Source organism: Kurthia huakuii LAM0618, from assembly GCF_000505545.1.
GTDB classification, from domain to species: Bacteria; Bacillota; Bacilli; order Bacillales_A; family Planococcaceae; genus Kurthia; species Kurthia huakuii.
The window spans coordinates 214422-227929 of record NZ_AYTB01000016.1 but is presented as its reverse complement, the minus strand read 5'-3'; the positions used below and the strand labels follow the sequence as shown (position 1 = coordinate 227929).

The window sequence follows — 13508 nt, the reverse complement described above, 5'->3', positions numbered from 1 at the left end:
TCATTTGTTAATCTCTTTTTTAATTCTTGTGTGCTGACATTTAGCTGACACATTCGCTCTATATAATAAATGTATCGAGAGAAAGAAAGGGAGTTCTACTATATGGATAAGCAGCCCAAAAAGAAAAAGGGCCTCATTATTACCGGCGTTATCGTTGCGATTGCAGTGATTGGCTTAGTTGTGTACTTGTTAGTAGGAAACAGTAGCAATTATGTTGCAAAAGTAGGCGATACAAAAATTACACAAGATGAATTAAATGAAGCGATGCAAAAACAATATGGCCCAACAGTTGTTCAAGCACTAATCATTGACAATGTTATTGAGCAAGAAGCGAAAAAACAAAATGTCAGTGTATCAGATAAAGAAATTGATGCTGAAGTAAAAGCTCAAGCAGCGCAATACGGCGGCACAGCGGCGTTAGAATCAGCATTAAAATCAAGCAACATGGAAATGGCTGATTTTAAAGCAAGCGTTAAAACCTATTTATTAACACAAAAACTAATGGAACCGACATTAGACATTACAGATGAAAAACTAAAAGCATACTTTAAAGAAAATAAAACTTCATATGATACAGAGAAGCAAGTGAAAGCAAGCCACATTTTAGTTGAAGATAAAAAGACAGCCGAAAAAGTTGAAGCATTACTTGCTGATGGCGAAGGTTGGGATAAATTAGCGAAGAAATACTCTACAGATACAAGCAATTCTTCTGAGGGTGGTAACTTAGGCTATTTCGATAAAACAACAATGGATGAAGACTTTGCTAATGCTGCATTCTCTATGAAGGAAGATGAAATTAGTAAACCTGTAAAATCTTCATATGGTTATCACATTATTAAAGTAACGGGCATTAAAGAAGCTAAAGATGCAACGTATGAAGATGTGAAAAAAGAAGTTCGCGCAGCATATGTTAATGAACAAATGAACGCAAACTATGCAACATGGTTAGCAGATTTAGAAAAAGATTATGAAATTGATAATACGTTATCAACAGCAACAACTGAAGAACAATAATTACCTGGGCGACTGCTAGTATCTACGTAGTGCCTGCTACAAAGAGTAGTGTCGCCCTTTACGATAGAACTAAATCATTATGTATAAAAGTGTTGAAACAACAAGGTTTCTTGCTTAGCGAAAGCGTACAGTTTATAGGACTGTCCACTCTTATAGACTCTATGCTTTGCAATATAATGGTTGTAGAAATATGAAGGCTCACTCCTGAGCCTTGAAGAAGCCATATTTCTTTCTATCCAATTAAATAAAGGCTAAATTAGTCTGCTTAATGTCCACTAAGCATGACTTCCGCACACTTTATCCTTTATTTGTCCAACTTACTAATTGTATGTCCACACACTTTAGTAAGTTTGCTCAATGAATTCGACTCGTCATCGATGCCAATGAGTAACCTATTTTTTCATAACTGCTAGTAAGCAGGAATAACCCACCCAATTTATATTTACGCTTAAAAAAATCATCTTACATTGGATAGCACACCGATGTATAGATGGTTTTTTTCGTATATAATCATTGGAAAAAGGTAGGTGAAACTATGGACGATTATCAATTTGAAAAAAAATTAGGCATTCAAACAATCGTTGATGAGCCAGCAACAATGCACCTTGTAGACAATCATTCATATGAACCAACTGCTTATAGCGTGTTAGAATTGCTTGCAAATGAGGTAGAGATACAACAGCAGGATTACTTTGTTGATTTTGGTAGTGGAAAGGGACGAGTCGCCATTTATGCAAACTATCGCTGGGGTATTCCGGTGACCGGTGTAGAATATGATGCGCTTTATGTCGAAGTGGCCAATATGAATCGCTATTTATATTGTAAGAAGCATGGTGAAAAAGACATTACTTTTCACCACACGCTAGCGCAAAATTATCGCATAAAGCAGACAGATTCTATTTTTTTCTTCTTCAATCCATTTAGCCCAGCTATTTTTGAAACCGTTTTAAAAAATATTAATGCTTCGTATGACAAGCACCCACGCCACATGAAAATTATTGTCTATTTTCCGATGTTTGAATATATAGAGTTGCTAGACTGGTCACCATTTCAATTTATTACGGAAATTTTAATGCCCCCTCAACTGATCTTGTCGCCAAATGACAGATTATTAATTTATGAACGTCAAGCTTTTTAGTTTGAATTTAAATATTTTAATGCTAAAATATAATCAATTAAACATTAAGGAGTGTTCACTAATGGGTAAATTAGATAATAAAGTAGCAATCATCACAGGTGGCGCAGGCGGTATCGGTAGCGGTATGGCTAAAGCAATGGTTAAAGAAGGCGCTATCGCAGTAATCGTAGATTTAAATGAAGAAACTGGTCAAGCAATGGAGAAAGAACTGCAACAATACTCTCCAGAATCAATGTTTTTACAAGCAAACTTAATGGACCGCGCAAACTTAGGCAACATCGTTGAAACAGTTGTTAAAAAATATGGTAAACTAGATGTCTTAGTAAATAATGCACATGCTTCACGACAAAAGCCGTTAATGGAAACTACACAAGAAGATATCGATCTTTCATTCGGTACAGGTTTCTATCCAACATTTTATTTAATGCAAGCAGCATTCCCTTACTTAAAAGAATCAAAAGGTAATATTATTAACTTCGCATCAGGTGCAGGTTTAAAAGGTGACCCAACTCAAGGCGCATACGCAGCAGCAAAAGAAGCAATTCGCGGTATCTCTCGTGTAGCAGCAAACGAGTGGGGCCAATTCGGCATCAACGTTAACATGATTAGCCCAATTGCTTACTCACCAGGCGTTGAAGCATGGTCTAAAGCACAACCTGAATACTATGAAGCAGTGAAAAACAAAATTCCATTAGGTCGTTTTGGCGATGTTGAACAAGATATCGGTCGCGTAGCTGTATTCTTAGCTTCTGAAGATTCTCAATACATTACTGGCCAAACAATCATGACGGATGGCGGTTCAATTATGCTTCGATAGTTATGCGAGAAGGAGGCATAGTTTTGAAAAACAAAAATATCTTTCAACTTATTCATGCGACAGAAATCATTAATAATTCGAACATCGTCTACTTTATGAAACGATTTCCGCATAAAATTGGTGTCACACCTGTCCTTGTATTAGCTGAATTGAAAAATAGTGGCGCGCAAAAGCAAACGGTATTAGCCGATAAAATTGGATGTACGCCGGGAGCAATGACGAATATTTCGAATAAACTTGTGAAAGCGGGTTACGCTGTTCGTAAATATAACGACGATGATCGCCGCCATGTATTGCTCGATATTACGGAAGAAGGCTTGATGGTATTCAAAGAAGCTCAAGAATTTGGTCGCGAGTTTCAAACAGAATTATTCGATGCACTGACAGACGAAGAAATCGAACAATATGTTAATATTCAAGATAAACTCCTCACAGCAGCTATTAAACGTAATGAAAAATAAAGAAAAGAGGTTGGAGAAATCCAGCCTCTTTTTTTAATGTTTTTTAATTTGTTCAAAACCGTCAAGTGCTAGCTGTCTGGCAGTAGCATGATCAACGATAGGTTGTGGATAACTTAGTTGATGCGCTGCAACGTATTTTGCAGGGCTGTGGATAACATCAAGCGGAACCTCGCGAAGCTCTGGTACCCAACGTTTAATATACTGTGCGCCACGGTCAAATTTTTCTGCTTGGCCTGTAGGGTTAAAGACGCGGAAGTACGGTGCGGCATCGATGCCACTACCAGTAACCCACTGCCAGCCCATCGCATTGTTCGCCATATCGAAATCCACAAGCGTTTCTTTAAACCATTCATAGCCATATTGCCAAGGGATACGGAGGTGCTTTACAAGAAATGAAGCGGCAACCATGCGTACACGGTTGTGCATAAATCCTGTCTCATAAAGTTCGCGCATACCAGCGTCGACAAGTGGATAACCTGTTTGCCCTTTTTTCCATGCTAGAAATAAATCTTCATTGAAATCCCACGGATAGTTATTAAAAGCTGTGCGCACAGGCTCATGAGTGAGCGCTGGAAAATGTGCAAGCTGTTCATACGCAAAGTCGCGCCATGCAAGTTGTCGCAAATACGATTCAGCGGCACTAGCATGCTCAGGGTATTCGTTTGCGAAACGCTTTACACGGTACCACATAGAGCGCACGCTAATATTTCCCCATGCCAAGTATGGCGACATATCAGAAGTACTATATTTTCCAGGGAAATCACGTAAGGCATCATAGGAGCTTAAATTTTGTTCAACAAAATCTTCAAATTTTTGAATGGCCTGTTGTTCGCCAGGATGCCAATAATCTTCAAATTTTTTCATCCATTGATGCCCCTGTAATAAATTTAAGTCATCAATCGCCATCGAAGGAATAGTTGTCGTTGAATAATGGTTAATTTTATTTTGTGGAAAAGTAATATATTGCAACTTTGCGATTTTCCAATAAGACGAGAATACTTTATAGGGGGTATGTTTCTTTGTCACTAGCTTATGATGATAAAATAGTAATCGATCATCAAAACACTTCACATATATTGTTTTAGAAGAATATTTTTCGATGAGACTTTGCTCGATTAAGGTATCATTAGGAAGCATGCTACGATTAAAAAATAACGCATCAATTTGCTGCGCCTGTATTAATTCATCGAGTATGATTTGTGGATCACCTTGGCGGATAATAAGTGAGCCACCATGCTTTTCTATTGCTATTGCGAGTTCTTTTAATGAATGATGGAGCCACCAATCGGACGCTGATGCTTCCGAAACATTAGGTTCATAAATAAAAATGGGAATTACTTCATCGAAATTACTTGCTGCAAGCAACGCTAAATTATCATGTAATCGTAAATCATAGCGGAACCATATCAATGCTTTTGTCATTGTGAAACCTCCTTTCTTTCATTATAGCAATAAATCATTCGTTCTATAAATACTCTAAAAAACGTTTTTATTCTCTAAAAAACATTAATATATTATTTTTTAAATTTTTAGAATTAATAGAAAATTTTGTTTACTTATTTGTTTTTAGAATATAAAATATGGAATTAGAAAACATATTTTACAGTTATGTTATCAATTTTCAGAATTATTCAATAAATCAAGCGTAAGGGGGATGGATTTAATGAAGAATAACAATTTGAAAAAGTATGGTGCGCTAATCGTATCATCTGCATTGTTGTTAGGAACATTAACAGCTTGCGGTGCAAAAGATGAAAGCTCAAATAGTGGTGCATCATCAGGTGGGGATACGATTAAAGTTGGTCTAAATTTAGAATTGTCAGGTAACGTAGCATCATATGGTACAGGGATTGCTAAAGGTGCAGAATTAGCAATTAAAGAAATTAATGATGCCGGTGGAATCGACGGTAAGAAAATTGAGACGGTAAAGATTGATAACAAATCAGAAAACTCTGAGGCGACATCGGCAGCGATGAAGCTAGCAACACAAGAAAAAGTAGTGGCACAAATTGGTTCAGCAACTTCAGGGAATACAGTGGCGGCTGTACAAGTGGCAAATCAAAATAAAATGCCAATCATTTCGCCATCAGGAACATCACCAACAGTTACGGTAAATGATGATGGTTCAGTAAATGAATATGCATTCCGCACATGCTTCATTGACCCATTCCAAGGAAAGATTGCCGCGAACTTTGCATCAAATGATTTGAAAGCTAAAAACGTTGCTATTTTCTCGGATAGCTCAAGCGACTATGCTAAAGGTTTAGCAGAAGCATTCAAAAAGCAAATTGAAGCAAATGGTGGAAAAGTAGTAGCAGAAGAATCGTATGTAGCAAAAGATACAGATTTCAAATCGACTTTAACACGTTTGAAATCAAAAAATCCTGACTTTATTTATGTACCAGGCTATTACGAAGAAGTTGGATTAATTGTAAAACAAGCGCGTGCAATCGGCATTGAAGCACCAATGATGGGTGGCGATGGTTGGGATTCTCCAAAAATCGTTGAATTAGCAGGTGCTGATGCATTAAATAACACGTACTTCACAAACCATTACTCTGCTGAAGATCCAGATGAAAAAATTCAAAAATTCGTAAAAGCATTTAAAGCAGCAAATGATGATAAATCACCGGATGCGTTCAATGCACTTGGTTATGACTCTGTTTATTGGTTAAAAGACGCTATTGAGCGCGCAGGTTCTACAAAGGGTGAGGATATTCAAAAAGCATTAGCAGATACAAAAGATTTAAGTCTTGTGACAGGTACATTCTCTGTGGATAAAGAACATAACACAATCAAATCGGCAACAGTTCTTGAATTTAAAGACGGTAAACAAGTGTTCAAAACAAAAGTGGAACCTTAAGCAACGAGTCTTTTATGAAGGGGGGCACTTGTCCTCCTTTTTTTAAATTGACGAAAAAGGAGTGAAAATTATGGAGTGGCTTCAACAACTCGTAAACGGGATATCAATTGGGAGTATTTATGCGCTTATAGCTCTAGGATATACGATGGTATATGGCATCATTAAATTGATTAACTTCGCGCATGGGGATATCTTTATGATTGGCGCATTCGTTGGTTTTTACGGTTTAACACATTGGCATATTGGCTTTATTCCATCACTGCTTGCTGCGATGATTATTTGTTCTATTTTAGGGGTTGTTATCGAGCGTCTTGCTTACAAACGTTTGCGTAATGCAACGCGTATAGCTGCGTTAATTACAGCTATCGGGATGTCACTACTGATTGAATATACGACGATTTTCTTCCGTGGTGCTCAGCCTGAAGCCTATCCAGATGATGCAGTTATTTCAAAAACATTTACGATTTTTGGTACGCAAATTAGTTCGGAATCAATCATCATTTTAGCAACAACGATTATTCTTATGGTGTTGTTACAATTTATCGTTCACAAAACGAAAATTGGTAAGGCAATGCGCGCCGTATCTCATGATATGGAAGCAGCGCGCCTAATGGGTATTAACGTCAACAATACGATTTCGGCAACCTTTGCGATTGGTTCAGCATTAGCAGGTGCTGCCGGTGTTGTCTTTGGCCTGTACTATACGAAAATCGATCCACTAATGGGGATTATTCCAGGTGTGAAAGCATTTATTGCTGCCGTGCTCGGTGGTATTGGTAGTATTCCGGGAGCCATGACAGGTGGTATGGTACTTGGAATTGTTGAAACAATTGTTAGCGCGGTCGGTTTCTCGATGTGGCGTGATGCAGCAGCATTTATTATTTTAATTTTAATTTTAATCTTTAAGCCAGCGGGTATCTTCGGTAAAAATACTCGCGAGAAAGTGTAGGTGGTCAATATGAAAATTTCAAAACCATTTTGGATCTACACGATGATAGCGATTATTGGCTATGTGATTGTTCAAGTGATGATTTCAAGTGGACAACTTGATATGTATTACTCTAATTTATTTATTACGATGGCGATTAATGTCATGTTAGCGGTAAGTCTTCATTTAGTCATTGGAATTACCGGTCAGTTCTCGATTGGGCATGCTGGGTTTTTAGCTGTTGGTGCGTATATTTCGGCGATTTGTACGATGCAACTTCAGCTGCCATTCATTGTAGGGCTTATTGTAGGCGCCGTTGTTGCAGCCATTGCTGGATTGATTGTTGGGATTCCAACGCTTCGCTTACGCGGAGACTACTTAGCAATCGCAACACTCGGTTTTGCTGAAATTATCCGTATCATTTTTTTAAACTGGGATTATGTTGGCGGAGCAGCAGGGATGCAAGTAATGCAACAAACAACGTGGACATACGCATTCTTTGGTATGTTGATTACGATTATTGTTATCTCAAACTTTACGCGATCTCGTCACGGTCGTGCTTGTATTGCCATTCGCGAAGATGAAATTGCAGCGGATGCAATGGGAATTAATATTACGTACTATAAAGTATTAGCTTTTGCTATTGGTTCGTTATTTGCCGGACTTGCGGGTGGATTATTTTCGCATAACTTCTTTATCATTCAACCAGCGCAATTTGGATTTTTAAAATCATTTGATATTTTAATTTATGTTGTACTCGGCGGTCTTGGTAGTTTATCGGGAGCGGTTATCGCCGCGGTAGCATTAACGATTATTTCACTCTACTTACAAGACTTCCCGGAAACACGTATGATTATTTACAGTTTAGTATTAATTTTAGTCATGCTGTATCGTCCGGTTGGTTTAATGGGAACGAAAGAAATTACAGACTTATTCAAACGTAAACGCAAGGGAGGCGACGTTCATGAATAATCCACTGTTAAAAGTAGAAAACGTCGGCATCCAATTTGGTGGTTTAAAAGCAGTGCAAGGTTTTGATATGGAATTATTTGAAGGGGAACTAGTCGGTTTAATTGGCCCGAATGGCGCTGGGAAAACGACAAGCTTCAATATGCTTACAGGCGTATATAAACCAACTGAAGGTCAGATTACATTCGATGGAAAAGTAACGAATAAAATGTCGCCGCACCAAGTAACGAAAAGCGGTGTGAGTCGTACATTCCAAAATATTCGATTGTTTAAGGAATTAACAGTGCTTGATAATGTAAAGGTGGCCAACCATTCTTTAGCTAATCATTCATTGATGAGCTCTGTGCTACGCTTGCCAGCACATTTTAAAGGCGAAGCAAAAATGGAACAACAATCAATTGAATTTCTAAAAATTTTTGAGTTAGATAAATATAAAGACGAGTTGGCAAAGAATTTACCATATGGTATGCAACGTCGTCTTGAAATTGCGCGTGCATTAGCAGCTGGACCAAAGTTATTATTGCTTGATGAACCAGCAGCAGGGATGAATCCACAGGAGACGCGTGCATTGATGGATTTAATTGCATTGATTCGTAAAAAATTCGATTTGACGATTTTATTAATCGAGCATGACATGGGGCTTGTAATGGGGATTTGTGAACGTATTTATGTGCTAGACCATGGCCAACTCATCGCATCAGGCACTCCGGAAGAAATCCGTAGTAATAAAAAAGTAATCGAAGCGTATTTAGGCGAGGAGGTGACGATTTAATGCTAAAAGTTGAAAATATCGACGTCTATTACGGTAATATTCAGGCATTACGTGAAGTGTCGCTCGAAGTAAATGAAGGTGAAATCGTCACATTAATTGGAGCGAATGGCGCGGGCAAGACGACATTACTAAAAACTTTATCAGGGCTATTAAAGCCGAAAAAAGGAACGATTGAATACCTTGGTAAATCGATTGCTGGAAAAGCAGCGCAAGGAATTGTAAAGAGTGGCATTTCACAAGTACCTGAAGGCCGCCGCGTTTTTGCGAATATGAGCGTAGAGGAAAACTTAGATTTAGGAGCTTATTTACGAAAAGATCGCGATGGCATCAAAAAAGATATGGAACGTGTGTATGAGTTGTTTCCTCGCTTGCTTGAACGAAAAAATCAGTCAGCGGGCACGCTATCTGGTGGTGAGCAGCAAATGCTCGCTATGGGGCGCGCGATTATGGCAAAGCCTAAATTACTATTATTAGACGAACCATCGATGGGATTAGCGCCGTTAATGGTCCAAACCATTTTTAGGATTATTAAAGAAATTAATGAGGCAGGGACAACGGTTTTATTAGTTGAACAAAATGCACATATGGCGCTGTCGATTGCACAACGAGCTTATGTAATTGAAACGGGAAAAGTTGTGTTATCAGGCGACGCGAAAGAGCTTCAAGAAAGTGATGAAGTAAGAGCTGCTTATCTTGGCGGTTTATAGACATAAAAAAGGGCGAGCAAATGCTTGCTCTTTTTTAATGCGGGTAAAGATAAGAAAAGGGGTTGATGAAAATGGTAGAACGTGTAACAACAACTGAAAAAGCATTAAATGTCATTCAAGAATTAAAAGCAAGTCATGGGCCATTAGTATTTCATTTGTCGGGTGGGTGTTGTGATGGGACTGCGCCAATGTGTTATGAGCAAGGAGAATTTAAAGAAGGTAGCGTGGATTTATTGCTTGGAACATTAGATGGAGATATCCCATTTTATATGCATGAAAGTTTATACGAATATATGAAACACACACAAATTATTGTTGATGTGACAAATGGGATGGGCGGATTTTCAATTGAGTCGGAATTAGGAAAAGCTTTTTTAACGCGCAGTCGCCCATTTACGAAAGATGAGGAAAAAGAATTAGCAAAAATCCATTGAGCTATTATTTGAAAAATAAATGTTTATGATAGATAATATATGTACAAAACAGAAAATTTTGGTATTGACTGTTTTAAAAAATCGTAAGGGAGCGGGTAGTGTAATGATCTATGCAAATCCGAATACTGAAGGTGCAGTAATTAACTTTAAAGAGAAATACGAAAACTATATTGGTGGCCAATGGGTAGCACCAGTAAAAGGCGAGTATTTTGATAATGTAACGCCAGTAACAGGTGAAGTCTTTACAAAAGCTGCAAAATCAACTGCCGAAGATATTGAATTAGCGCTTGATGCTGCAAATAAAGCAAAAGATGCTTGGGCAAAAACTTCCGCAACACAACGTGCAAATATTTTAAATAAAATTGCTGATCGCATTGAAGAAAATTTAGAATTGATTGCCGTTGCAGAAACCTGGGACAACGGTAAGGCAGTTCGTGAAACATTAAATGCCGATATTCCATTAGCGGTAGACCACTTCCGTTATTTTGCTTCAGCAATTCGCGCACAAGAAGGCAGCATTACGCAAATAGATGACGACACAGTAGCTTATCATTTCCAAGAGCCACTAGGCGTTGTAGGTCAAATTATTCCATGGAACTTCCCTATTTTAATGGCAGTATGGAAACTCGCTCCTGCCTTAGCAGCTGGTAACTGTGTCGTGTTAAAACCGGCAGAACAAACACCAGTATCGATTTTAGTTGTTATGGAGTTAATCGAAGACTTACTACCACCAGGTGTTGTTAACATCGTTAATGGTTTTGGTGCAACAGTAGGTAAAGCGTTAGCGACAAACAAAAAAATCTCAAAAGTTGCGTTTACTGGATCAACAGCAGTTGGTCGTTTAATCATGCAATATGCAACTGAAAATATCATCCCTGTAACATTAGAGTTAGGTGGTAAATCACCAAACGTATTCTTCGAAGATGTTATGGATGAAGATGATGAATTCTTAGACAAAGCAATTGAAGGTCTTGTAATGTTTGCATTGAACTCAGGTGAAATTTGTACTTGTCCTTCACGTGCAATTATTCAAGAATCTATTTACGATAAATTTATTGAGCGTGCCATTGAGCGTGTCAAATCAATTAAAATTGGTAACCCGTTAGATACAGATGTCATGATGGGGGCACAAAATTCAAATGAACAACAAGAAAAAATTAAATCATATTTACAAATTGGTAAAGATGAAGGTGCCGAAGTGTTAGTTGGTGGTGAAGCGAATAAGTTAGATGGTTTAGAAGATGGTTTCTATATCCAACCTACAATCTTTAAAGGGCATAATAAAATGCGTATTTTCCAAGAGGAAATCTTTGGTCCTGTATTATCGCTTACAACGTTCAAAGATTATGATGAAGCAATTGAAATTGCGAATGATACAGAGTACGGCTTAGGTGCTGGTGTATGGTCTCGTTCAGGTGATATCGCATATCGTGCGGGCCGCGCTATTCAAGCAGGTCGCGTATGGACAAACACATATCATCAATATCCAGCAGGCGCAGCATTCGGTGGTTATAAACTGTCAGGTATCGGCCGCGAAAACCACAAAATGATGTTAGATCATTACCAACAAACGAAAAACTTATTAGTTAGCTACAACCGTAAGCCTCAAGGTTTCTTCTAAACCGAAAGGAGAGAGCAACATGGTAGAACGTGTTGTTGCAACGGATAAAGCAATTGAACTGATTCATTTTTTGAAAAATAAGTATGGCAAAGGACTTGCCTTTCATCAATCAGGTGGCTGTTGTGAAGGTTCCAAACCACTTTGCTTTTTGGAAGATGAGTTTAAAGTAGGGCAAATTGATGTGCTGCTTGGTTATGTAGATGGAGATGTCCCATTTTACATGCATGAAAATCTCTACAATTATTCAAAACATACACAGCATGTTTTAGATGTTGTAGATAGTTTCGGCAGCGGATTTTCAATTGAATCTATTGAAAATAAAAGTTTCCTTATTCGCGCGCGTGTGTTTACCGACGAAGAATATGAGGAAGTAAAGAAAATAATTGCCAATGAAAAAGCAGTGGGTTAATCCACTGCTTTTTTTGTTATATTAATTTTTGATTTAAAATAAATACAGTTTTATGTCTATTTAATAAGCTTATTTATTTGAAATGATACAGATTTTATTTTATTATGAGTACAGATGGTTCAGGAGGGGAGCGGTTGTAATGTTAGAAGCAGTACCAATGAGACAATCAAGAACAATACAAACAAATCTTGTATTACCACCAGATACAAATCATATGAATACAATTTTCGGTGGAAAAGTTTTAGCCTATATTGATGAAATTGCAGCTATTACATCTATGAAACACGCAAAAATGCAAACAGTGACAGCGTCATTTGACTCCGTTGATTTTTTTGCACCGGTACGTTCAGGAGAAATTTTAGAGTTAGACGCGGTCGTTAGCAATACAGGCCGCTCCTCAATGGAAATTTATATTCGTGTACAATCACGAGATATTGAAACACATGAAACACGTTTAACAACGGAATCTTTTGTAACGATGGTTGCAGTTGATGAACATGGAAAACCACAAGAAGTAGCACCCGTTTATCCCGAAACGAATGAAGAACGTCGTTTATTCGAATCAGGCCCAGCTCGTCGTGCACATCGTAAAGCAAAACGTGAAATGCCTCATTCATTCTTTTAAAAAAAGAGCCTCGCACATCAATTGATAGATGTCGAGGCCTTTTTTTAATGTATATATTTCTTTTTTTCAGGCATATGATTGATACATCCAACGGTTTCAATAGTAGCTTTGCCGTTTTCTAAATGAACGATTGTGAGGCTTGTACCATCAATGTATGGTGATTCTGATAGTTGCTCCATCGGTCGGCCAAGGAAGTAATTGATAAGCACCTTTTTAACGATACTATGTGTAACAATTAGAACATTATCATGTTGGTCGTACTTGCCTTCAATTTTATCGATAATTTTTTTTGCGCGCTCAAGGACGTCAAAGAAATTTTCACCTTCTAGCGATTCAAAGCGCTCTGCATGGTGGAAGTAATTATCGTAGGAAGTCGGGAATTCTTGTTTGATTTTTTCAATCTGCATCCCTTGCCATTCCGCTACGTTAATTTCTTTTAATTCATGTTTAATAAATAACGGGGTTTGATGTCCGTCTAAAATAAGATGAGCTGTTTTTAAAGCTCGACCGCTCGGACTTGAGTAAGCAGCGATGAATGGTGTATTGCTAAGGCGTTTACAGAGAGCTTGTGCTTGGTCCTTGCCGTAATTAGTCAACGGTGAATCAAACCATCCTTGTATTCGTTCTTGGACGTTCCATTCTGTTTGCCCATGGCGCGTAATGTATAGCGTTACCATGTCATCCTTCCTTTCAAGTGAAATCCCACCAAGTATAGAAGATTCTATTTAGAATGTCAAAGCAATTAAAAAA

Annotated in this window: 15 protein-coding genes; 13 read left to right on the top strand and 2 right to left on the bottom strand. The window is 38.0% G+C overall.

Features of this window, described 5'->3' with window-relative positions; genetic code table 11:
* Positions 1-102 precede the first annotated feature (102 nt).
* The 4 genes from V514_RS0114660 to V514_RS0114645 all read left to right on the top strand — a co-directional run bounded on the left by V514_RS0114660 (position 103) and on the right by V514_RS0114645 (position 3430).
* Positions 103-1014: a peptidylprolyl isomerase gene (locus V514_RS0114660; protein WP_029500643.1), complete on the top strand. Its 912-nt coding sequence runs from the start codon at positions 103-105 to the stop codon at positions 1012-1014.
* A gap of 535 nt (positions 1015-1549) precedes the next feature.
* Complete coding sequence (locus tag V514_RS0114655; RefSeq protein WP_029500642.1) at positions 1550-2152, top strand: methyltransferase domain-containing protein; 603 nt, start codon at positions 1550-1552, stop codon at positions 2150-2152.
* 61 nt (positions 2153-2213) lie between these two features.
* Entirely contained in the window at positions 2214-2969 is a 756-nt protein-coding gene (locus V514_RS0114650; RefSeq protein WP_029500641.1) for an SDR family NAD(P)-dependent oxidoreductase, read from the top strand.
* Between the two features lie 23 nt (positions 2970-2992).
* The gene (locus V514_RS0114645) at positions 2993-3430 is read left to right on the top strand and encodes a MarR family winged helix-turn-helix transcriptional regulator (RefSeq protein WP_029500640.1); all 438 of its coding nucleotides are present in this window, start codon (positions 2993-2995) and stop codon (positions 3428-3430) included.
* 33 nt (positions 3431-3463) lie between these two features.
* On the opposite strand, the gene V514_RS0114640 is transcribed toward V514_RS0114645, so the two are convergent.
* Positions 3464-4852, bottom strand: a complete 1389-nt coding sequence (locus tag V514_RS0114640) for a cryptochrome/photolyase family protein (RefSeq protein WP_029500639.1) — start codon at positions 4850-4852, stop codon at positions 3464-3466.
* A gap of 241 nt (positions 4853-5093) precedes the next feature.
* Here V514_RS0114640 and V514_RS0114635 point away from each other — a divergent pair, with 241 nt between their 5' ends.
* The 9 genes from V514_RS0114635 to V514_RS0114595 all read left to right on the top strand — a co-directional run bounded on the left by V514_RS0114635 (position 5094) and on the right by V514_RS0114595 (position 12758).
* Positions 5094-6293: an ABC transporter substrate-binding protein gene (locus V514_RS0114635; RefSeq protein WP_407636656.1), complete on the top strand. Its 1200-nt coding sequence runs from the start codon at positions 5094-5096 to the stop codon at positions 6291-6293.
* Between the two features lie 70 nt (positions 6294-6363).
* Complete coding sequence (locus V514_RS0114630) at positions 6364-7242, top strand: branched-chain amino acid ABC transporter permease (protein ID WP_029500637.1); 879 nt, start codon at positions 6364-6366, stop codon at positions 7240-7242.
* 9 nt (positions 7243-7251) lie between these two features.
* Positions 7252-8193, top strand: coding sequence for a branched-chain amino acid ABC transporter permease (locus tag V514_RS0114625; RefSeq protein ID WP_029500636.1), 942 nt, complete (start codon positions 7252-7254; stop codon positions 8191-8193).
* Positions 8186-8962, top strand: coding sequence for an ABC transporter ATP-binding protein (locus tag V514_RS0114620; RefSeq protein WP_029500635.1), 777 nt, complete (start codon positions 8186-8188; stop codon positions 8960-8962). Before V514_RS0114625 ends, V514_RS0114620 begins: the two co-directional genes overlap by 8 nt.
* Complete coding sequence (locus V514_RS0114615) at positions 8962-9669, top strand: ABC transporter ATP-binding protein (protein WP_029500634.1); 708 nt, start codon at positions 8962-8964, stop codon at positions 9667-9669. Before V514_RS0114620 ends, V514_RS0114615 begins: the two co-directional genes overlap by 1 nt.
* A gap of 71 nt (positions 9670-9740) precedes the next feature.
* The gene (locus V514_RS0114610) at positions 9741-10103 is read left to right on the top strand and encodes a DUF779 domain-containing protein (protein WP_029500633.1); all 363 of its coding nucleotides are present in this window, start codon (positions 9741-9743) and stop codon (positions 10101-10103) included.
* Between the two features lie 103 nt (positions 10104-10206).
* Positions 10207-11724 carry an acetaldehyde dehydrogenase ExaC gene (gene exaC, locus V514_RS0114605; protein ID WP_029500632.1) on the top strand — a complete coding sequence of 506 codons (1518 nt, stop codon included), beginning with the start codon at positions 10207-10209 and terminating at the stop codon, positions 11722-11724.
* Between the two features lie 19 nt (positions 11725-11743).
* Positions 11744-12133, top strand: coding sequence for a DUF779 domain-containing protein (locus V514_RS0114600; RefSeq protein ID WP_029500631.1), 390 nt, complete (start codon positions 11744-11746; stop codon positions 12131-12133).
* A gap of 139 nt (positions 12134-12272) precedes the next feature.
* Positions 12273-12758 (top strand): acyl-CoA thioesterase, encoded by a 486-nt coding sequence (locus tag V514_RS0114595; RefSeq protein WP_029500630.1) that lies wholly within the window; start codon positions 12273-12275, stop codon positions 12756-12758.
* A 44-nt stretch (positions 12759-12802) separates the two neighbouring features.
* On the opposite strand, the gene V514_RS0114590 is transcribed toward V514_RS0114595, so the two are convergent.
* Positions 12803-13435 carry a histidine phosphatase family protein gene (locus V514_RS0114590; RefSeq protein WP_029500629.1) on the bottom strand — a complete coding sequence of 211 codons (633 nt, stop codon included), beginning with the start codon at positions 13433-13435 and terminating at the stop codon, positions 12803-12805.
* Between the last annotated feature and the right edge of the window lie 73 nt (positions 13436-13508).